Source organism: Nocardia sp. NPDC004123, assembly GCF_053603795.1.
Genome location: NZ_JBSGGG010000010.1, coordinates 115,504 through 135,462, shown reverse-complemented (window position 1 = coordinate 135,462; position 19,959 = coordinate 115,504). Strand labels below are relative to the sequence as shown.

Genomic DNA, 19,959 nt, shown 5'->3' with positions numbered 1-19,959 from the left:
TGAATAGTAACCGTTCAGCAACTTTCTCTTGATTACGAAACGGTAGCTGGCCGAACCAGTTTCGATCATGGCCGGCTGGCTACCATCATCTCGGCAAACCCATGCCGAATCTCGATCGGAGGCCATATGACCGGCACCACGGAACCCGACGACGTCTACGCGATGCCCGGCATCAGACGCGCCGCTCCGCACCGTGGCTTCCCCGAACACGAGATCTTCCCGCAGGTCGCCTACCAGATCGTCCACGACGAACTGATGCTCGACGGCGTCTCCCGGATGAACCTGGCCACCTTCTGCACCACCTGGGTCGACGACCAGGCCCGGCGGCTGATGAACGAATGCCTCGACAAGAACATCGTCGACAAGGACGAGTACCCGCAGACCGCCGAACTCGAGCAGCGCGGCGTGCACATGCTCGCCGACCTGTGGAACTCCCCCGATCCGCGGGGCACGCTGGGCACCTCCACCACCGGGTCCAGCGAGGCCGCCATGCTGGGCGGCCTGGCCGCCAAATTCCGCTGGCGCAAGCGCGGCGGCACCGGCACCCCCAACTTCGTGTGCGGCCCGGTCCAGGTGTGCTGGGAGAAGTTCGCGCGCTACTTCGACGTGGAGATCCGCCAGATTCCGCTGCGCGGCGAGCGCTACACCATTGACCCGGATGAAATCGACGCCTACTGCGACGAGAACACCATCATGGTGGTGCCCACCTTCGGCCAGACCTTCACCGGCCTCTTCGAGGACGTCGAGGGCATCAGCAAGGCGCTCGACGCGCTGCAGGCCGCGACCGGACTCGACATCCCCATCCACGTCGACGCGGCCAGCGGCGGCTTCCTCGCCCCGTTCTGCGCACCCGAAATCTGTTGGGATTTCCGGCTTCCGCGGGTCAAGTCCATCAACGCCTCCGGCCACAAGACCGGTCTCGCACCGCTGGGCGCGGGCTGGGCCATCTGGCGGACCAAGGAGGATCTGCCCGAAGAGCTCATCTTCGATGTCGACTACCTGGGCGGCAATATGCCCACCTTCAACCTGAACTTCTCCCGGCCCGGCGGGCAGGCCGTCACCCAGTACTACGAGTTCATCCGGCTGGGCCGCACCGGCTACCGCAATGTGCAGACCGCCATCTACACCGCAAGCCAGCACCTGGCCAAGGGCATTGCCGAGGCCGGGCCGTTCGAGCTCATCCACGATGCCGATCCGCGCCGCGGCATCACCGCCGTCTCGTGGAAACTGGCCGACGGCGCCGACTACAACCTCTACGACCTGTCCGATCGGCTGCGCACCCGCGGCTGGCTCATCGCCGCCTACCCGCTGCCCGCCGACCGCGAGGACGAGATCATCATGCGCGCGGTGCTGCGCCACGGCTTCACCATCGACATGGCCGACCTGCTGCTCGCCGACCTGCACCGCAGCCTGCAGGTGCTCGGCAAGCACCCGATGACGACCTCGCTCACCCGCGAGGAGGCGGGCGGCTTCCCGCACAACGCACGCGCGGTCGTCCCCACCCCCAAGGCGAAACCGGTGCGGTCCAAGGCCGGTGGCAAGGCCACGATCAACGGCAAGAAGGCCGCCGAGGCCCCCGCCAAGCACGCCAAGACCAAGCACGCCAAATCCAAGGCCGGCAAGAAGTGAGCGCGGCCGGGAGTTCGGCCGTCACCGGATAACCACGGCGGCAACCGAATACCGCGAAGCGGCGGCGGGAATCCCGCCGCCGCTTCATGTTCCGGACTCGGAGCCTAGGCGTCGGCCAGGCCCACGGTGTCGAGGAGCCAGGCGAGCTCGAAGGCCGCCTCCTTCCACTTCTCGTAGCGGCCGCTCACCCCGCCGTGGCCCGCGCTCATCTCCGTCTTGAGCAGCAGCTGCGCATCGCCGGTCTTGGTGGCGCGGAGTTTGGCCACCCACTTGGCCGGCTCCACGTACAGCACGCGGGTGTCGTTGAGCCCGGTGATGGCCAGGATCGCCGGATAGTCCTTCGCCTCGACGTTCTCGTAGGGCGCGTAGGACTTCATGTACTCGTAGACTTCCTTGTCCGCCAGGGGATTACCCCACTCGTCCCACTCGGTGACGGTCAGCGGCAGCGACTCGTCCAGGATGGACGTCAGCGGGTCCACGAAGGGCACATTGGTCAGAATGCCCGCGAACAGCTCGGGCGCGAGGTTCGCCACCGCGCCCATCAGCAGCCCGCCCGCGCTGCCGCCCTCGGCGAGCATGCGGTCCGGTGCGGTGACACCGGAATCCACCAGATGCCGTGCGCAGGTGACGAAGTCGGTGAAGGTGTTCTTCTTCTCGAGCTTCTTGCCCTCCTCGTACCAGCGCCGGCCCATCTCGCCGCCACCGCGGACATGCGCGACCGCGTAGACCATGCCGCGATCCAGCAGCGACAACCGTCCCACCGAGAAGTACGGATCCATCGGCGCCTCGTAGGAGCCATAGCCGTAGAGCAGCAACGGTTTCGGACCGGCCGGGGCATCCTTGCGCATGACCACCGAGATCGGCACCCGGGTGCCGTCCGCGGCCACCGCCCAATCCCGGTGCTGCACATAGTCGTCGGGGTTGTAGTCGCCGAGCACCACCTGCTCCTTGCGCAGCAGCAGCTCGTCGGTGTCGGGCACGTAGTCGAAGATCTTCATCGGGGTGATGTAGGAGGTGACCCCGACCCGCAGCATCGGCTGCTCCCACTCCGGGTTGGCTCCGAACCCGGAGTCGAACAGCTCGAGACCGAAATCGATCTCGTGCAGTTCGCCGTACCCGGTGTCGGTCAGCGGCCAGACCGCGGCCCGCTGCATCGCGTCGCGCCGATAGCTGACCGCCAGCTTGTCGGAGAAGGACTCCAGGCCGTTGAGGCGGACATCGTCGCGGTGCGGAATCAGGATGGTCTGGTTGGTCGGATCGTGCAGCGGCGCCTCGGCGAGCACGAAGTTCTCGGCCTTGACCCCGTCGACCACGTCGTTGTGCAGGATGAGCAGTTTGTCCTCGCCGCCCACCACCGCATGATCGACCGAGTACTCGACGCCCTCGCGCCGGGGCATGATGAGCCGGAATTCGCCCTCGGGATTGTCGGCCTCCAGGATCCAGTTCTCGGTGGTGATCTTGGATTCGACGTAGAGCAGCAGGTACTTCTCCGAATTGGTCGCCGTCACGCCCACCGAGTAGTGGGCATCCGGCTCATGGAGAACCTGGACATCGGCCGACATCGGCGTGCCCAGCTTGTGCCGCCAGACGGTGTCGGACCGCCACGCGTCGTCGTAGGTCGAGTAGAAGACGTACGCGCCGTCGAGCGACCAGGTCGCGCCCTGGGTGACGCCGGTGATCTCGTCGGACAGCAGCTCACCGGTGGTCAGGTTCTTGAAGCGCAGGACATAGCGCTCGTCACCGGAGGTGTCCTCCGAGTAGGCCAGCATGTCACCGGCGTGGCTGATGGAGAACGCGCCGAGCGCGAAGTAGTCGTGGCCCTCGGCCAGCTCATTGGAGTCCAGCAGGACCACCTCGCCGGGCATGGTGGCCGACGCCTCCAGCTTGGGCGGGGTCCAGTCGTCCGGACCGGCGATCGGGCAACGGCAGTGCACGCCGTGCTGTTTGCCCTCGAAGGTGCGCGAGTAGTACCAGAACTCGCCCATCCGGGTCGGGAGCGACAGATCGGTCTCCTGGATCCGCGACTTGATCTCCTCGAAGATCTTTTCCCGCAGCGGGCCCAGCTTCGCGGTCTGCGCGTCGGTATAGGCGTTCTCCGCCTCCAGATACGCGATGACCTCGGGATCCGTCTTCTCCCGCAGCCACTCGTACTCGTCGATGAAGACATCCCCGTGGTGCACGCGCTCCATCGGAGCCCGCTTGGCGATCGGCGCCACCACCGCGTCGTCTACTGAGATCGCGCTACCACTGTCCAAAGCCATGGGCACCACGTTAGTAGCGATCCCCCACCGCGGGCCCCCGACCCGGCAATACCGGGCGTGGTGCGGCTCCCGCGCCGGTCGAGCGCGGGATCCGCCCGGTAGCCGTCACCGTATCCGTCGCTGCCGCGTCCCGCTGGCGTGCTGATGCTGCTCGTAGAGGTAGAAGACGGCGGCCTTGCGACGAGCACATTGGTCGGTCGGGCAACTTCGGTGGATCCGAAGAATGCTGTGGGCCAATTCCGCTGTGAAACGCTCGGGAACCACCGCACAGCTGTCGGAGACCGGGGCGGCTCGTTGCGGGGACCATGGCGTGCGCACCACATACCTCCTTCCACTGACAGAAGATGGAATATCCGATCCGAAGCCCTCACAAACCCTGGCATTATGAGTGCGATCTACATCACCGACCAGTACTGCTGGTGCGCACAGGGGAGGCCGACAGTGGAAGCGAAGAACCGCGTCATCGAGGCCGATGCGGTGTGGCGGCGCGGAGACGACACCGCCGACGGCGTCGAGATCGCCTTTCTGGCCAGTGGAAACATCGGATTACGGGACTCCCGCAATCCGGACGGGCCAGTACTGATCTTCACCCCCGGCGAATGGGAAGCCTTCGTGGCCGGGGCCAAGGACGGCGAATTCAACCGGCCCGGAGCCTGATTCGGGCGTGCCCGGCTCGAAATGAGCCGGGCACAACACTGTTCAGGCCCCTATCGCCGCACCGATGGTCGGCCACGACTCGTGCAGGGTGTCCTGCCAGTACGACCACGAATGCGTGCCCACCGGCGAGTGCTCCACCCGCGCCGGAATGTTCATGGCGCGCAACCGCTGCTCGAACGCGGTGACACAGGCGTCCACCCCGAATTCGATTGGGCCGCCGAAGAAGATGTTCTCCGGCAGCTGCGGCTTGATCTCCAGCTCGTGCGGGCCGGGCAGGCCGGTGCCGGTGGACAGGAAGATGGTCTTGCCGCGCAGCGCCTCGGCCAGTACCGCTGGATTGTGCTCCGTCCACGCCGGACTGCCCGGCGCGCCCCACATATTGAGCGGGTTGCCACCGCGATTGGCCACCGAGAACATCATGGCGCCCTGCGCGATCGTGGTGTCCGGGCAGGCACTGTAGCCCGCTACCGCCCGATACAGCTCCGGATGCCGCACCGCCAGCACGAAGGCCGCGATGCCGCCCATCGACAGACCACCGATGGCGTTCACCCCGCTACCGGCGAAGTATCCGTCGATGATGGGCGGAAGCTCTTGTGTCAGAAAGGTTTCCCACCTGTAGCGGCCGAAGCGCGGGTCGTCGGACACCCAGTCGGTGTAGTAGCTGGCCTGGCCGCCCATGGGCAGCACCACGTTCACGTCCTTACCCTGGAAGAAGGGTTCGGCGTCGGTGGCATTGGTCCAGGTGCTCTGCGTCGCACCGGGATCCAGGCCGTCGAGGAGGTAGTAGCTGGGGCGGTCACCGCCCGCGGCCGGATGCAGGACCTGCACCTGGATGGTGCGGCCCATGGCCGCGGAGTCGATGAAGATCGCCGAGCGGGTGGCGCTCAGCTGGTCGACGCGGACTACCTGGCCCGCGTGCGCGATTGCCGGCGGGACGGCCACCGGATATAGCAAACCTGCAGCGATCGCCAAAACAGCTGCGGCAACGACTCTTCGACGCATGTCCCCACCTTCATCAGCCCACCACAATCACCATCAAACGTAACTCGAGTGGCCATTGCGACGCGTGGGAATGGGGTTATGGCGTGTCGTTGGCTAACCACGCGGTCCGGATATGGTAATGCTGGTCGGCTATCAGTCGGCGGCAATTCTGGACAATGCGCCCTTGATGGATCCCGCCAGGTAATCCAGGTCCGCGCGCGCCGGACTGGTCGGCCGGGCCCGCAGCCCGAATCCGTCGCCCGGAGTGCGGGGAATCACGTGCAGATGCACGTGGAACACCTCCTGCCCCGCCGTGATCCCGTCGGCCAGGAAGAAATTCACTCCGTCACAGTGCACCTCGGACTCCCGCAGGCCCGCCGCGATGCGCTGCCCCACCTGAAACAGCTTGCCGCCCAACGCCGGATCCAGCTCCGCCAGGCTCCGGGCGGGCGTCTTCGGAATCACCAGCACATGCCCGGGCGTCACCGGCCGAATATCCATGAACGCCAGGCAATCCTCGTCCTCGTACACCTTGGACGACGGTGCCCGCCCGGCAACGATGTCGGAGAAGATCGTGTAAGGGTTCATGCCCGCAGAGCCTAGAGCCCCCTACCCCGCACCCGCCCGACTCGACCCAGTGGCCGGGCGAGCGACCCCGCAATCCTTCGCCTACAACCCGTTCGCCCCCGGCTCCGTTCCGGAGCCGGGGGCGAGATTCGAGAGTCGTTGTATCCCTAGAGGATCGGCGACGGCGTGTAGCGGGCGGCCTGCGGATTCGCGTCGACCAGCTTCTGGACCTGGGCGATCACATCGGCGGTCTGCGCCTCGGCCGCGCCGATGAAGGCGGAACGGTCGGCCAGGGCCGCGTCCAGGGCGGCCCGGTCCAGCGGCATGCGGTCGTCGGCGGCCAGGCGGTCCAGCAGATCGGGTTCGCGGCCCTGCTCACGCATGGCCAGCGCCACCGCCACCGCGTGCTCCTTGATGACCTCGTGGGCGGTCTCGCGGCCCACGCCCGCGCGCACCGCCGCCATCAGGATGCGGGTGGTGGCCAGGAACGGCAGATAGCGATTGAGCTCGCGGTCGACCACGGCCGGGTACGCGCCGAATTCGGCCAGCACGGTCAGGAAGGTCTCCATCATGCCGTCGATGGCGAAGAAGGCGTCCGGCAGCGCGACCCGGCGCACCACCGAGCAGAACACGTCGCCCTCGTTCCACTGCGCGCCCGCCAGCTCGGCCGCCATCGAGCCGTAGCCGCGCAGCACCACCTGCAGGCCGTTGACGCGCTCACACGAGCGGGTGTTCATCTTGTGCGGCATGGCCGAGGAGCCCACCTGACCGGGCTGGAAGCCCTCGGTGACCAGCTCGTGGCCCGCCATCAGGCGAATGGTGTGCGCGAACGAGGACGGGCCCGCGCCCACCTGCACCAGCGCGGAGAGCACATCGTGGTCCAGCGAGCGCGGGTAGATCTGGCCCACGCTGGTGAACACGTTCGCGAAACCCAGGTGGCCGGCCACCTTCTGCTCCAGCTGCGCCAGCTTGGCCGCGTCGCCGCCGAGCAGGTCCAGCATGTCCTGCGCGGTGCCCATCGGACCCTTGATGCCGCGCAACGGGTATCGGTCGATCAGCTCCCGCAGCCGGGTCAGCGCGATGAGCAATTCGTCTGCGGCGGAAGCGAATCGCTTGCCGAGGGTGGTGGCCTGCGCCGCCACATTGTGCGAGCGGCCCGCCATCACCAGCGGCTGATACTGGGCGGCCCGCTCCGCCAGCCGGGCCGCGATGGCCACGCCGTGGCCGTACACGTGCTCGAGCGACAGCCGGATCTGCAGCTGCTCCACGTTCTCGGTGAGATCCCGCGAGGTCATGCCCTTGTGCACGTGCTCGTGTCCCGCGAGCGCGTTGAACTCCTCGATCCGGGCTTTCACGTCGTGCCGGGTGACCCGCTCGCGTTCCGCGATCGACTTCAGATCCACCCGATCGATGACCCGCTCGTAGTCCTCGACGACCCCCGCCGGAACGTCCACCCCCAACTCGGCCTGGGCCCGCAACACCTCCAGCCACAACCGCCGCTCGAGCACGATCTTGTTCTCGGGAGACCACAGATGAACCAGCTCGGGGCTGGCGTAGCGGGTGGCAAGGACGTTCGGCACAAGACTCACGTTGTCCCAGTTTACCGGTGGGTTTCCCACCGGTTTGCCCCGCCGTCACCGCGGCGGAAATTCGCTCCGGCGGAGCTTCCCGGGAGTTCCCGGGAGTCGGGCCGAGTTATGCCGGTGGGGCGACGATGTCGATGATCTCGAGCAGCGCGCCCCGCGCCATGCGCCGGGGCTGCGGGTCGAATTCACCGAGCGCGGTCACCACCGCCCCATCGACGACCGCCACCAGGCGGCGGGTCTGTTCGGTGCGCACCACGCGGTCCGAGCGGCGCAGCACGTCGGTCAGCAGCTCGTCCAGCTGGCTGCGTAGTCGCAGCTGGACCTCTCGTAGTTCCGGGTGTCGGGCGGACGCGACCGAGCGCTCGTAGCGGGCGATCAGCTGGCCCCGCGCGTCCAGGTCCTGAATCTCCGGACCCACCAACAGGTCCAGCACCAATTCCACGGTGGCCTCCGCCCCGCGGCGGCGGTGCGTGACCTCGCCGACGCGGCGGCGCATGGCCTCCAGTTCGGCATTGCCGGAGAACTCGACCGCGCGCGCGATCAGATCCTCGAGCGATTCGAAGTAGTAGGTGGTCGACGCGAGCGGCAGATCCGCCCGGGTTGCCACCGAGCGGTGCCGGACCGCTTCGAAGCCACCTTCGAGCAGGAGCTCGGCGGCGGCACAAACCAGCGCTTGGCGACGCCGTTCGCCTTTCGGAGTCGTCGCAGTGGTCACGGTGCAATCGTGCCAGTCATCACCGGCGCTGTGTTCATTTTGCCCACTGCGCTCAATCTCCTTGGCAGATCAGGCCAAATACCGTTCCAACCGGTCCAGTGCCGCTTCGATGTCGGCGCCGGCTCCGGCGAACGAGAAGCGAACCGTGTGATGGCCGTTGCGGGTGTCGAAATCGATGCCGGGAGCCAGCGCCACACCGGTGGCGTCGAGCACCTCGGTGCACCAGCGCATCGAATCATCGGTCAGGTGAGCGATATCCGCGTAGGCGTAGAACGCACCGTCGGCAGGGGCGAGGTCGGTGATGCCGAGCTTGGGCAGCCCCGACAGCAGCAGCTGGCGATTCGCCGCGTAGCGCCGCACATGACCGTCCAGTTCGGCTTTGGCCTCCGCACCGAACGCGTGCACCGCCGCGAACTGAGAAATAGCCGGAGGGCACACGGTCATATTGGACGCCAGTCGCTGCAGCGCCGGGCGCAGCGATTCCGGCACCAGCATCCAGCCCAGCCGCCAGCCGGTCATGGAGAAGTATTTGGACACCGAGCCGATGACCACCGAATCCCGAGAGGTCTCCCAGGCCGAAGAGGTCGGCTCGGTGCCGGCGTAGACGATGCCGTGGTAGATCTCGTCGGAGATGAGCAGCGTCCCGTGCTCGTCGCACCAGCGGGCCAGCGCTGCCAGCTCCGCCGGCGCGATCATGGTCCCGGTCGGATTGGCCGGGCTCGCCACGATCAGGCCCGCGGGCGGCTCCGGCAGCGCCTCCAGCATGGCCACGGTCGGCTGGAACCGGGTCTCCGGCCCGCAGTCCAGTTCGACCACATCGCAGCCCAGCGCGGTCAGCGTGTTCCGGTAGGCCGGATAGCCCGGCCGGGCCACCACCACGGTGTCGCCGGGATCGAAGGCCGCCAGGAAGATGAGGGTGAACGCGCCGGAGGAACCGGTGGTCACCACGACATCGTCCGCGTCCACGCGCACCCCGTAGGTGCTGCGGTGATGCTCCGCGATGGCCTCCCGCAGCGCCAGGGTCCCGAATGTCTCGGTATAGCCCAGCAATTCGGAATCCATGGCCGCCTTGGTGGCGCGCAAAACCGCCGCCGGAGCGGGCGTGGACGGCTGCCCCGCGGCCAGCACCAGTACATCTCCGCGTGTCCGGGCCCGTTCAGCTGCTGCTTTCCAGACGTCCATCACGTAAAAAGGTGGAATGGTCGACCGGCGAGATTCGATACGCACTCGACAGACGGTAGAGCACCGACTCCCCCGCCTGTCCGGGAACTGCCACCCGAATGCCTGAGGAGGCGGCTGTGCAGGGGGGACCAGCAGCCACCGGGACCACCCCGGAGGCCGACCCGCACCCACCCGAATCCGCGCCACCGCGGACAGCCGGCGCGACGGACAGCTATACGCCGGGTGTGCGGTCGCAGCTGGCATTCCAGGACGAGCCGTCGCGGGGTCAGGAGGCGCTGGACCGGGTCCGGCGGTCGGTGGTCCGGCTCGCGGGGCAGGCGATCGCCTGGCTGCGGCTGTACGCGCCGATCGCGCGGGAACGCGCGATCGAGCTGTGGGCCCGGCGGCCGCGCTCGTGGGCCGAGACCGTCGAGCTGGTGCGGCGGGGCCGGGCCGAAGCGCGGCGGCAGTGGCCGGTGGTGCGCGCGTGGAGCATTCGGCACCGGGTGCTGATCGCCGGTGTGGTCGCGGTGCTGGTGCTCGCGAGCGCGGACGGCGCGCTGGGCCTGCTGCCCACCGACGCCGAGGTGGGTCCCGGTGTGGCGCTGCGGGTTCCGGTGCAGTATCCGCTGCAGGTGCAGGCCTCCCCGGAGACGTCGAAACGGTATCTGGACGCCATCAACAACGGTGAGCATCTGCGCGAGCAGGCGGTGGTCTCGGCGGCCGCGGCGGCCACGCTGGAGCGGGCCAAGGCGGAGGCCGCGGCGGCCGTCGCCGGGCAGCCGCAGCCGTGGATGACGCCGTCACCGGACAGTTCGCTGCCGCCCGGCTTCGTGATTCCCGGCGCCGGCGGGTTCGCGCTGCCCGCGAAGGGCGTGTTCACCTCCGGATTCGGCGCGCGCTGGGGCACCTTCCACGCGGGCATCGACATCGCCGCGCCGCTCGGCTCACCGATCTACGCGGTGGCGGCGGGCACCGTCATCGACGCGGGCCCGGCCCAGGGCTTCGGACTGTGGGTGCGCATCCGCCACGACGACGGCACCATCTCCGTCTACGGGCACATGTACGACTTCTCGGTGTCGGTCGGCGAGCGCGTCCCGGCGGGCCTGCAGATCGCGCGCATCGGCAACCGCGGCGACTCGACGGGACCGCACCTGCACTTCGAGATCATCATCAACGGCCAGCACGTGGACCCGCAGCCCTGGCTGGCCCAGCACGGCATCATCGTCGGCTGAGCTCCCCCGCCTCCCGGAACTTCAGCGCACGGCTCGGGAGCCGTTGACCGTTGGCGACGCGTGCCGGCGGTTCAGGGCCGAAACAATTTCGGACGTACCCGGGGAGTTACCCCGATCGGTACGAAATCAGTTGTCGCGCTGGCATTCGAAGTTCAGGCGTGGATTCGGACTTCGGGTCGTCGGACTTCAGGCGGAGGCCGGGACCGTGATGCGACCCTCGGTGGCGGCCAAGGCGATATCGGTGCGGAAGTGGCCGCCCGGCAGCTTGATTCCGGCCAGCCGGTCGTAGGCGTTCTTGCGGGCCTCGGCGAGATCCGCGCCCTGGCCGACGATGGCGAGCACGCGGCCGCCCGCGGACACCAGCACGCCGTCCTCACGCTGCGCGGTGCCGGCGTGCAGCACCTCGGATTCGGTTCCGGTGCCGGTGGATTCGGCCCCGGTGATGACATCGCCGCTGCGCGGGCGGGCCGGGTAGTTCTCGGCGGCCAGCACTACGGTGACGGCGGCGCCGTCCTTCCAGCGCGGCGCGGGCACCTGGTCCAGGGTGCCGGTCGCGGTGGCGTACAGCAGCTCGCTCAGCGGGCTGTCCAGCATGGCCAGCACAGCCTGGGTCTCGGGATCGCCGAAGCGGCAGTTGAATTCGATGACGGCCGGCCCGGCCTGCCCGACGGCGAGACCGGCGTACAGCAGGCCGCTGAACGGCACGCCGCGGCGGACCATCTCGGCCGCAACGGGTTTCACCACATCATTGACAATGGCCTGCAGGGTCTGGTCCGGCAGCCACGGCAGCGGCGTGTACGCGCCCATGCCGCCGGTGTTCGGCCCGGTGTCGCCGTCGCCGACCCGCTTGTGGTCCTGCGCGGGCAGCAGCGGCACCACGGTCTCGCCGTCTACCAGGCAGAACAGCGACACCTCGGGGCCGTCGAGGAACGACTCCAGCAGCACCGGGTGGCCCTGCTCGAGCAGTTCGGCGCCGTGCTCGCGGGCCACCGACCGGTCCGGGGTCACCACGACGCCCTTGCCGGCGGCCAGACCGTCGTCCTTGACCACCCAGGTCGGCCCGAAACGATCCAGCGCCGCATCCAATTCGCCCGGATGATCGACGATCTCGCTGTGCGCGGTGCGCACCCCGGCCGCGTTCATGACGTCCTTGGCGAAGGCCTTCGAGCCCTCGATCCGCGCGGCGGCGGCGGACGGGCCGAACGCCGGGATGCCGGCGGCCCGCACCGCGTCGGCCACGCCGAGCACCAGCGGCACCTCGGGTCCGACCACGACCAGATCGACGCCCAGCTCCTGGGCGAGCGCGGTCACCTCCGCCCCGGAGGTGGCGTCCACCGCACGCACCTCGGCGTGCTGGGCGATGCCGGCATTGCCGGGCGCCGCATACACGGCGGACACCGCCGGGTCCTTGCGCAGTGCCAGGACGAGGGCATGTTCACGGGCTCCGGAACCGATGACGAGTACGCGCACGGCAGACAGCTTAAAGGGCTGGGCAGATGCAATCGGTAGCGGTCTGTTGTGCGTTCGCGCGGGGGTGTCCTTGCCCGCGTAAGGTCCCGGGCATGGCTTCTGTTTTCTCCGCAATCATCGACGGTCAGCTGCCGGGCCGGTTCGTCTGGGAGGACGACGAATTCGTCGGCTTCCTCACGATCGCCCCGGTGACGCAGGGGCACACGCTCGTCGTGCCGCGCAAGGAGATCGACCAGTGGCAGGACGTCGATCCGGGCACCTTCGCGCGCCTGACCGCGGTCGCCCAGAAGATCGGCCAGGCCGTGCGGGCCGCCTGGGACGCCCCGCGGGCGGGCCTGCTCATCGCGGGCCTCGAGGTGCCGCACCTGCACATGCACGTCTTCCCGGCCTTCCACCTGGGTGACTTCGACATCAGCGGGGCGGACCCGGAACCCAGCAAGGAATCCCTCGACGAGGCGCAGGCCATGATCAAGCAGGCCCTGCGCGACCTCGGTTACGGCGCGAACGTCCCCGCGTAGTGAACCCGGGTGCCCGCGTCCCGCGCGGGCACCCCCCTCAGCGCGGTTCGCGCGGCAGCCGGACGGTGAACGTGGTGCCCTCCCCCGGCTCGCTGGTCACCGACACCTTGCCGCCGTGCGCGTCGACCAGCGCATGCACGATCGACAGTCCCAGTCCCGTGCCGCCGCTGTCCCGGCTGCGGGACGCATCGGTGCGATAGAAGCGTTCGAAGACCCGCTCGGCCTGCTCGGCCTCCAGTCCCGGCCCGGTGTCGGCGACCTCGATGAGCACCTCGTCGGCGGCCGGGGTGAGCCGCACCGTCACCTCCGCCTCGGGCGGGGTGTGCACCAGCGCGTTGTTGATCAGATTGGCCAGCACCTGCCGCAGTCGCGTCTCGTCGCCGAGCATCTCCAGAGTGCCGGGCCCGGGCCGGATTTCGAGGTCGATCTTGCGTTCGGGCCCCTCCGAGTGCTGAGCCGCCGCCAGGGCGCGGGCACTGTGCACGGCATCGCTGGCCATCATGAGCAGGTCCATCGGCCGCCGTTCGATCGGTCGCTGCGCGTCCAGCCGGGCCAGCATGAGCAGGTCCTCGACCAGCAGCCCCATCCGCTTGGACTCGCGTTCGATGCGGTCCATCAGCATGTCCGGATCGGTGATCGCGCCCTGCCGGTACAGCTCGGAGAAACCCTTGATGGTGGTGAGCGGGGTGCGCAGTTCGTGGCTGGCGTCGGCGACGAAGCGCCGCATCTTGGCCTCGGAGCGCCGCGCCGCCTCCTCGGAGGCCTCGGTGGCGGCGAAGGCCTGCTGGATCTGGGTCAGCATGGTGTTCAGCGACTGTGAGAGGTGGTCGACCTCGGTGTCGGTGCCGCGCACCGGAACTCGCTGATGCAGGTCACCGCCCGCGATGGCGGCCGCGGTGCGCTCGACCTCCCGCAGCGGCCGCAGACTGCGCCGGATCACGATGCGTGCCACCGCCGCCAGCGCCGCCAGTACCAGCGCGCCGATCACCAGTTGCAGCACGATCAGCTTGTCCAGCAGCGAGTTCGTCTCGTCCATGCGCAGTGCGATGGTGCTGGTGCCGTACTCGTTGACGGTCCGCAGCACCCGCCACTCCTCGGTGGACGCACCCACCGAGCCGACGGTCTCCGGCCGATTGCCCAGGTCCGCGGGCACCTCGGGCTGCTGCACGCCCGCCGACAGGCTCAGCGTGACCTGGCCCGTCGCATCCTGCACCTGCACCCAGTACAGGTGCGGCGGCCGTTCCCGCCCGCGCACGGTGGGCAGCGGTTCCGGACGTTGCGCGCCGGGCGCGGCCCAGCTGTGAGCGGCGTCGTAGAGCTGCCGGTCGATGCGTTCGACCAGCACATTGCGCATCAGCGAGGTGACCGCGATACCCGAGACCAGCAGCCCGAATCCGACCAGGGACACCAGCGCGAGCACCAGGGTGGTGCGCAGCGGCACCGCGGCAAGCCGGTCGGCGAGCGTGCCCCGGAGACTGCGAGCCGTGCCTTTGCCGTCGACCGGCGGGGCAGCGTTCACGCGTTGGCCGTCTTACCGCGCGGCTCCCGCATGACGTAGCCGACCCCGCGCAGGGTGTGGATGAGCCGATCCGGTCCGGTGTCGACCTTCTTGCGCAGGTAGGACACATAGGTTTCGACCACGCCGACCTCGCCGCCGAAGTCGTAGCGCCAGACGTGGTCCAGGATCCGCGGCTTGCTCAGCACCGTGCCGGCATTGACCAGGAAGTACCGCAGCAGCGTGAACTCGGTGGGCGACAGGGCAACCGGTTCGCCCGCCTTCCACACCTCGTGGGTGTCGTCGTCGAGTTCGATATCGGCGAACCGCAGCCGCGACGTCTTGGTCTCCGGCGCCGAGCGCCCGGACCGCCGCAGAATCACCCGCAGCCGCGCGACCACCTCTTCGAGGCTGAACGGCTTGGTGACGTAGTCGTCGGCCCCGAGCGTCAGTCCGGTGATCTTGTCGTCCACGTCGTCACGCGCGGTCAGGAACAGCACCGGGGCGTCGATCCCGTCGGCCCGGAGCCGCCGCAGCAGCCCGAACCCGTCCATCCCGGGCATCATCACATCGATGATCAGGGCATCCGGCCGGAAGGTCTTGGCCTTGTCCAGCCCCTCGGTGCCGCTCGCGGCACTCGCGACCTCGAACCCTTGATACCGCAGGCTCACCGACAGTAGCTCGACGATCATGGGCTCGTCGTCAACGACGAGCACCCTCGCCTCGGGTTCGCGCGGCTGAACGGGCACACCTGTCATAAGGCCATATTCTGCGCTTCCCCCGCGAAGAACCTGACCCTTCCCTGGGAGTTTCCTGCGAGGAGCACACACCAACCTGGACACCCGACGGTCGGGGAACTACCAGGAACGTGGATCGACCGTCACGGGGAATGAATTGATGGTCGCAAGGACGGGTCCCGGTTTGTTCATGCCCTCGAGGTCCAGCGGCTCCACATGCGCATAGACATCGTTCTGTGGCGATGTCGCCGGTGTAGGTCACCTCCGCGCCCTTGCAGAGATGTTGCTGATCTACCCCCTTCGTAGATCAGCAACATCGACAACGGGTCAGCCCTGCTCGCGTTCGATTTCGTCGAGCAGCGTGGCGAGCGACTCATTTAGCCAAAGGTTAAGTGCGCGTATAGATTCGGGTCGACCGGATTTGCGACGAACCTCTTCCGGGATTGCGACAACACTGAAGAGGGACGCAGGTGTCTGAGCTGGAATTGTCAAGCGACACCACATCCGAGGTGCCGAAGGACGACCGACCGGCGTACTGGCGCGAGCAGGTTTCCACCAATCAGGGCGGAGCGCGGATCGACTTCAGCGATTGGCCGAACTTCGATGGCGCGCTGCGGGTTCAGCGCCTGGCGGACTATCAGTTGGGCGACTTCCAGAATGTGCAGTTCGAATCCACCGAGATTTCCTATGAACGCACGCCGGCCCAGGTCGAGGCGGACGGCGACCGCAGCGCCCGATTGCTGATCCCGCGCAGCGGAACCCTCGGTATCGAGCAACACGGCACACGAGTGCTGCTGCGGCCGGGTCAGATGGGCGTCGTGGATTGGGGCCAGCGCATGGTGCTCTCCCACGCCGACCACGTGCGGAGCTGGATTCTGAACGTTCCCGCCGGCACACTGCGCTTGTCTCCCGGTGGACCGCCGCATCTGGCATTGGACGCCCACGACCCGCTGCTCGGGTCCGTGCTTGCGCTCACCGAACAGCTCGACCGCCACGGCGACACGATGACGGCGGCCCAATTCTTGAAGATCAGCACGCACTGGACCGGGCTGCTGGCCGGTGCTCTGGACGAACGCTGGGCCCCGGAGAACACGAAACTGGCCGCGATATCCCGAGATGCGCGCCTGCACATTCGCAGATACTCCGATGATCCGCGGGTCACTGTGGAAACCGTCGCCGAATATCTCGGCATCACACGTCGCCAGCTCGAACGTGCCATGCGACTGGCGGGCACTACTCCCCATAGCTACCTGCTCACCGCCCGTCTCGAACGGGCGGTGGCACGCCTCTCCGATCCACGGAATCGACGCCGAACCATCGCCGATATCGCCTACGAGAGCGGGTTTTCGGCTCTGTCGGTCTTCAACAAGGCCTGCCGGGACAGATACCACGCTTCTCCTGGCCAGCTACGGCAACGAAGCGTCTAGCCAGACGAGATGGATCGATGGCCGCCCTCGCCGGGCACCAGCAACTCGCGGCGGTCCAGATCGATAGTGTGATTGGTCTCACACCGCAGATGCGGCCCCGCGCTATCCAAGTTGCTCTCGCTCAAAAGGAAGCAGGCTCTGACCCGATTTTGCAGGTCAGAGCCTTTTTGAGCCCCCTGTCAGGATTGAACTGACGACCTTTCGCTTACAAGGCGAGTGCTCTACCACTGAGCTAAGGAGGCGGAAAGCGGTGCCATCATAACCGGGGTGGCCGGCTGCGCGGAAAAGCCGGCGTCCCAGTCGGAACGATGCTGCGTGGAGGACCGGAGCGCGGCCGGGCGACGCTCGTGGCATCGACCGGCCGCGTTCGGAAGCCGTTCGCGCAGTATCGGACTAACCGCAGGGTGTCAGGACTGAGCCGCCTGACGAGCCGCGTCGTCCGCCGCCATGGCGTCACGCAGGCTCTTCGGACGCATATCCGTCCAGTTCTTCTCGACGTACTCGACGCACGCGGCGCGGCTGTCCTCGCCGAAAACGACTCGCCAACCCGCCGGAACCTCGGCGAAGGCGGGCCACAGGGAGTGCTGTTCCTCATCGTTGACCAGGACGAAGAACCGGCCGTCTTCGTCATCGAAGGGATTGGTGCTCATTTCACCTCACTGGATACTGGCGCTGTGTACGGGAACGTAGACGGATCGTCCAGTCACCGCAGTGATGGAACGAGCCCCCGACGTTGATTCGACCCTAGCAAGGCAGGCGTTACCGCTGGGCGGTTACCTGCACTTCGTTCAGGCCGCGAAGAATTCGAGCAGGATCTTGTTGACGGCCTCCGGTTGTTCCAGATAGCCGAAGTGTCCGGCGTCGGGAACCTCCTGGTAACGGGCTCCCGGAATGATATCGGCGACCTCGCGGGAAAGGTAGGGCGGGATCATCCGATCGTCCGCGAAGCCCATGGACAGGCAGGGCACGGTGATGGCCCGGTATGCCTCGGTGCGGTCGAAGTCGTGGTCCATGCGCCGCTGGGCGCGCACGCCGGGCGAGGCCGGGCCGCCGGTGAATTCGAACAGGTCGAGCCAGTCGCGAGCGGCGTGCGGGTCGGCCATGGTGGCCGGCGAGAGGTTCATGATGGCGGTCATGGCGGCCTCGTATTTGGCGGGCAGCCGGGTGCCGGAGGCGTCGAGTTCGTGTTCGCCGAACGAGAGCGTCTTCTGGAACTGGTCGAGCCGGGCGTGTCCGGCCATGAAGATGGCCTTGCGGACCAGGTCGGGCCGGGCCAGCGCGAGTTCCTGCGCGACCCGCGCGCCCATGGACTGACCGACCACCAGGGCCGGTCCCTCGTCGAGGAATTCGATGAGGGCGGCGGTGTCGCGCACCAGGTCCTCGATGGTGATCCCGGTGGGCGATTCGAAGGACGGTGCGATGCCGCGGTTGTCGAAGGTGCAGACCCGGAATCCGGCGGCGACCAGCGCAGGCACCTGGTGCAGTTCCCATACCCGGCCGCCGCTGCCGGTGCCCATGATCATGACGACCAGCGGCGCGGACCCCTTGACGTCGGTGCCCTTGGACCGGTCTCCCTTGACCTGGTAGTTCAGCGAGATTCCGTTCACCGTCGCCAACGGCATGCTTGCGACCCCTTCGCCACGTTTCCGATTTGCACGTTCCGTAGACCGTATAGGCATGGGGGCCCGGAACGTTTCGCCCGGTGCCGCCGACCGTGCGGTCTGGTCGCCAGGTCTCGTGAGCACGACCATTGCGGTTAGGGCTCGCAATGTACGCAGCGCACGGTCTCGACTTTCCTGGCAGATACGATGGACTCCTCGCACCGAGCAGACTTCCCCGAGAGGACATGAGATGGCCGCGAAGACCGGCGCAAACGACATCGCGGACGACGATCTGGAACCGCTCGCCGACGAAACCGCTCGACAGGCCCAGCGCGTGGTGGCCGCCTACGCCACCGATGCCGACGAGTGCCGCATGCTGCTGTCCATGCTGGGCATCGCTCCGACGCGAGGCGAATGACCCGTGCACCCGGATAGCTCCGGCTCCGGTTTCGTCGTCGTCGCCAACCGGCTTCCGGTCGATCTGGAGCGACTGCCCGATGGAACCACTCGCTGGAAGCGCAGCCCCGGCGGCCTGGTGACCGCGCTGGAACCGGTACTGCGCAACAACAAAGGCGCCTGGGTCGGCTGGGCCGGCGTCCCGGATGTGGATCTGGATCCGATCGTCGAGGACGGTCTGGAACTGCATCCGGTGCCGCTGTCGGGCGACGAGGTCGCCGATTACTACGAGGGCTTCTCCAACGCGACGCTGTGGCCGCTGTATCACGACGTGATCGTGCGGCCGGTCTACGACCGCCAGTGGTGGCAGGCGTACGTCCAGGTGAACCGCCGTTTCGCCGAGTACACCGCCAAGGTGGCCGCCGAGGGCGCGACGGTGTGGGTGCAGGACTACCAGTTGCAGCTGGTGCCGAAGATGCTGCGCATGCTGCGGCCCGATCTGACCATCGGCTTCTTCCTGCACATTCCGTTCCCACCGGTGGAACTGTTCATGCAGATGCCGTGGCGCACCGAGATCGTCGAGGGCCTGCTGGGCGCCGACCTGATCGGCTTCCACCTGCCGGGCGGCGCACAGAACTTCCTGTATCTGGCCAGAAGGCTGGCCGGCCAGCCGACGTCGCGCGGCAATGTGGGCGTGCGTTCGAAACTCGGTGTGGTGCAGGTGGGTTTCCGCACCGTGCGGGTGGGCGCGTTCCCGATTTCCATCACCTCCACCGAGCTGGACGAATATTCGCGCCGCCGCGGGGTGCGGGAGCGGGCCGCGAAAATCCGTGCGGAGCTGGGCAATCCGAAGACGATCCTGCTGGGTGTGGACCGCCTGGACTACACCAAGGGCATCGACATCCGGCTGGCCGCGCTGGAGGAACTGCTGCACGACGGCCGCATCGATCCGGCGGACACGGTGATGGTGCAGCTGGCCACGCCGAGCCGGGAACGGGTCGAGTCCTACAAGCAGATGCGTGGCGATATCGAACGCCAGGTGGGCCGGATCAACGGCGAGTTCTCCCGGGTGGGTTATCCGGTGGTGCACTACCTGCACCGCCCGATCCCGCGCGACGAGCTGATCGCGTTCTTCGTGGCCGCCGATGTCATGGTGGTGACGCCGCTGCGCGACGGCATGAATCTGGTCGCCAAGGAGTACGTGGCGTGTCAGGGCAGCCTCAACGGTGCGCTGGTGCTGAGCGAATTCACCGGTGCGGCAGCGGAATTGCGGCAGGCCTACCTGTGCAATCCGCACGATCTCGACAGCGTCAAGGACGCCCTGATCGGCGCGATCGACGACGACCGCGACACCCGTCGCCGCCGGATGCGCTCGATGCGGCGCCAGGTCCTCACCCATGACGTCGACCGGTGGGCGCGTGCCTTCCTCGACGCCCTGGCCACCGATCGCGTCGCCGGCAGCGCCCTGCTGACCGACGACGACGTGGATCCGGACCTGAGCCGCTGACCCGGTCGTAAGGTGA

Annotated in this window: 18 protein-coding genes and 1 tRNA gene; 7 read left to right on the top strand and 12 right to left on the bottom strand. The window is 67.7% G+C overall.

Going from position 1 to position 19,959, the window contains the following annotated elements; genetic code table 11:
- Window positions 1-126: 126 nt before the first annotated feature.
- Window positions 127-1,629: a glutamate decarboxylase gene (locus ACWEQQ_RS16375; RefSeq protein WP_452348765.1), complete on the top strand. Its 1,503-nt coding sequence runs from the start codon at window positions 127-129 to the stop codon at window positions 1,627-1,629.
- Between the two features lie 104 nt (window positions 1,630-1,733).
- On the opposite strand, the gene ACWEQQ_RS16370 is transcribed toward ACWEQQ_RS16375, so the two are convergent.
- Window positions 1,734-3,890, bottom strand: a complete 2,157-nt coding sequence (locus ACWEQQ_RS16370) for a S9 family peptidase (protein ID WP_452348764.1) — start codon at window positions 3,888-3,890, stop codon at window positions 1,734-1,736.
- A 384-nt stretch (window positions 3,891-4,274) separates the two neighbouring features.
- Here ACWEQQ_RS16370 and ACWEQQ_RS16365 point away from each other — a divergent pair, with 384 nt between their 5' ends.
- Window positions 4,275-4,547: a DUF397 domain-containing protein gene (locus ACWEQQ_RS16365; protein ID WP_083868551.1), complete on the top strand. Its 273-nt coding sequence runs from the start codon at window positions 4,275-4,277 to the stop codon at window positions 4,545-4,547.
- 42 nt (window positions 4,548-4,589) lie between these two features.
- Here ACWEQQ_RS16365 and ACWEQQ_RS16360 read toward each other — a convergent pair whose 3' ends face one another.
- The 5 genes from ACWEQQ_RS16360 to ACWEQQ_RS16340 form a co-directional block, all read right to left on the bottom strand.
- A complete protein-coding gene (locus ACWEQQ_RS16360; RefSeq protein WP_452348763.1) occupies window positions 4,590-5,549 on the bottom strand; it encodes an alpha/beta hydrolase in 960 nt (319 codons plus the stop codon).
- Between the two features lie 132 nt (window positions 5,550-5,681).
- The gene (locus tag ACWEQQ_RS16355; protein WP_452348762.1) at window positions 5,682-6,116 is read right to left on the bottom strand and encodes an HIT family protein; all 435 of its coding nucleotides are present in this window, start codon (window positions 6,114-6,116) and stop codon (window positions 5,682-5,684) included.
- A gap of 146 nt (window positions 6,117-6,262) precedes the next feature.
- Window positions 6,263-7,684 (bottom strand): adenylosuccinate lyase, encoded by a 1,422-nt coding sequence (purB, locus tag ACWEQQ_RS16350; protein WP_452338226.1) that lies wholly within the window; start codon window positions 7,682-7,684, stop codon window positions 6,263-6,265.
- A gap of 106 nt (window positions 7,685-7,790) precedes the next feature.
- Window positions 7,791-8,396 (bottom strand): TetR/AcrR family transcriptional regulator, encoded by a 606-nt coding sequence (locus ACWEQQ_RS16345; RefSeq protein ID WP_452338227.1) that lies wholly within the window; start codon window positions 8,394-8,396, stop codon window positions 7,791-7,793.
- 69 nt (window positions 8,397-8,465) lie between these two features.
- Window positions 8,466-9,623 carry a pyridoxal phosphate-dependent aminotransferase gene (locus tag ACWEQQ_RS16340; protein WP_452338228.1) on the bottom strand — a complete coding sequence of 386 codons (1,158 nt, stop codon included), beginning with the start codon at window positions 9,621-9,623 and terminating at the stop codon, window positions 8,466-8,468.
- 71 nt (window positions 9,624-9,694) lie between these two features.
- Here ACWEQQ_RS16340 and ACWEQQ_RS16335 point away from each other — a divergent pair, with 71 nt between their 5' ends.
- Window positions 9,695-10,792, top strand: a complete 1,098-nt coding sequence (locus ACWEQQ_RS16335) for a M23 family metallopeptidase (protein WP_452338229.1) — start codon at window positions 9,695-9,697, stop codon at window positions 10,790-10,792.
- A 186-nt stretch (window positions 10,793-10,978) separates the two neighbouring features.
- Here ACWEQQ_RS16335 and purD read toward each other — a convergent pair whose 3' ends face one another.
- Window positions 10,979-12,262, bottom strand: coding sequence for a phosphoribosylamine--glycine ligase (gene purD / locus ACWEQQ_RS16330; protein WP_452348761.1), 1,284 nt, complete (start codon window positions 12,260-12,262; stop codon window positions 10,979-10,981).
- A gap of 92 nt (window positions 12,263-12,354) precedes the next feature.
- On the opposite strand from purD, the gene ACWEQQ_RS16325 reads away from it, so the two are divergent.
- Window positions 12,355-12,780, top strand: coding sequence for an HIT family protein (locus ACWEQQ_RS16325; protein ID WP_354831079.1), 426 nt, complete (start codon window positions 12,355-12,357; stop codon window positions 12,778-12,780).
- A gap of 37 nt (window positions 12,781-12,817) precedes the next feature.
- On the opposite strand, the gene ACWEQQ_RS16320 is transcribed toward ACWEQQ_RS16325, so the two are convergent.
- Together ACWEQQ_RS16320 and ACWEQQ_RS16315 are read right to left on the bottom strand one after the other, a co-directional pair.
- Window positions 12,818-14,221, bottom strand: a complete 1,404-nt coding sequence (locus tag ACWEQQ_RS16320) for a sensor histidine kinase (RefSeq protein ID WP_452338316.1) — start codon at window positions 14,219-14,221, stop codon at window positions 12,818-12,820.
- Between the two features lie 74 nt (window positions 14,222-14,295).
- A complete protein-coding gene (locus tag ACWEQQ_RS16315; RefSeq protein ID WP_354831085.1) occupies window positions 14,296-15,033 on the bottom strand; it encodes a response regulator transcription factor in 738 nt (245 codons plus the stop codon).
- 449 nt (window positions 15,034-15,482) lie between these two features.
- On the opposite strand from ACWEQQ_RS16315, the gene ACWEQQ_RS16310 reads away from it, so the two are divergent.
- Entirely contained in the window at window positions 15,483-16,439 is a 957-nt protein-coding gene (locus ACWEQQ_RS16310) for an AraC family transcriptional regulator (RefSeq protein WP_452348760.1), read from the top strand.
- A gap of 170 nt (window positions 16,440-16,609) precedes the next feature.
- On the opposite strand, the gene ACWEQQ_RS16305 is transcribed toward ACWEQQ_RS16310, so the two are convergent.
- The 3 genes from ACWEQQ_RS16305 to ACWEQQ_RS16295 form a co-directional block, all read right to left on the bottom strand.
- Window positions 16,610-16,681 (bottom strand) — tRNA-Thr (locus ACWEQQ_RS16305).
- Window positions 16,682-16,846: 165 nt separating this feature from the next.
- A complete protein-coding gene (locus ACWEQQ_RS16300; RefSeq protein WP_019931522.1) occupies window positions 16,847-17,089 on the bottom strand; it encodes an MbtH family protein in 243 nt (80 codons plus the stop codon).
- A 138-nt stretch (window positions 17,090-17,227) separates the two neighbouring features.
- Window positions 17,228-18,061 carry an alpha/beta fold hydrolase gene (locus ACWEQQ_RS16295; protein WP_452338232.1) on the bottom strand — a complete coding sequence of 278 codons (834 nt, stop codon included), beginning with the start codon at window positions 18,059-18,061 and terminating at the stop codon, window positions 17,228-17,230.
- 229 nt (window positions 18,062-18,290) lie between these two features.
- On the opposite strand from ACWEQQ_RS16295, the gene ACWEQQ_RS16290 reads away from it, so the two are divergent.
- Entirely contained in the window at window positions 18,291-18,458 is a 168-nt protein-coding gene (locus ACWEQQ_RS16290; RefSeq protein ID WP_167659823.1) for a hypothetical protein, read from the top strand.
- A gap of 3 nt (window positions 18,459-18,461) precedes the next feature.
- Window positions 18,462-19,943 carry an alpha,alpha-trehalose-phosphate synthase (UDP-forming) gene (locus ACWEQQ_RS16285; protein ID WP_364606162.1) on the top strand — a complete coding sequence of 494 codons (1,482 nt, stop codon included), beginning with the start codon at window positions 18,462-18,464 and terminating at the stop codon, window positions 19,941-19,943.
- Window positions 19,944-19,959: the final 16 nt, after the last annotated feature.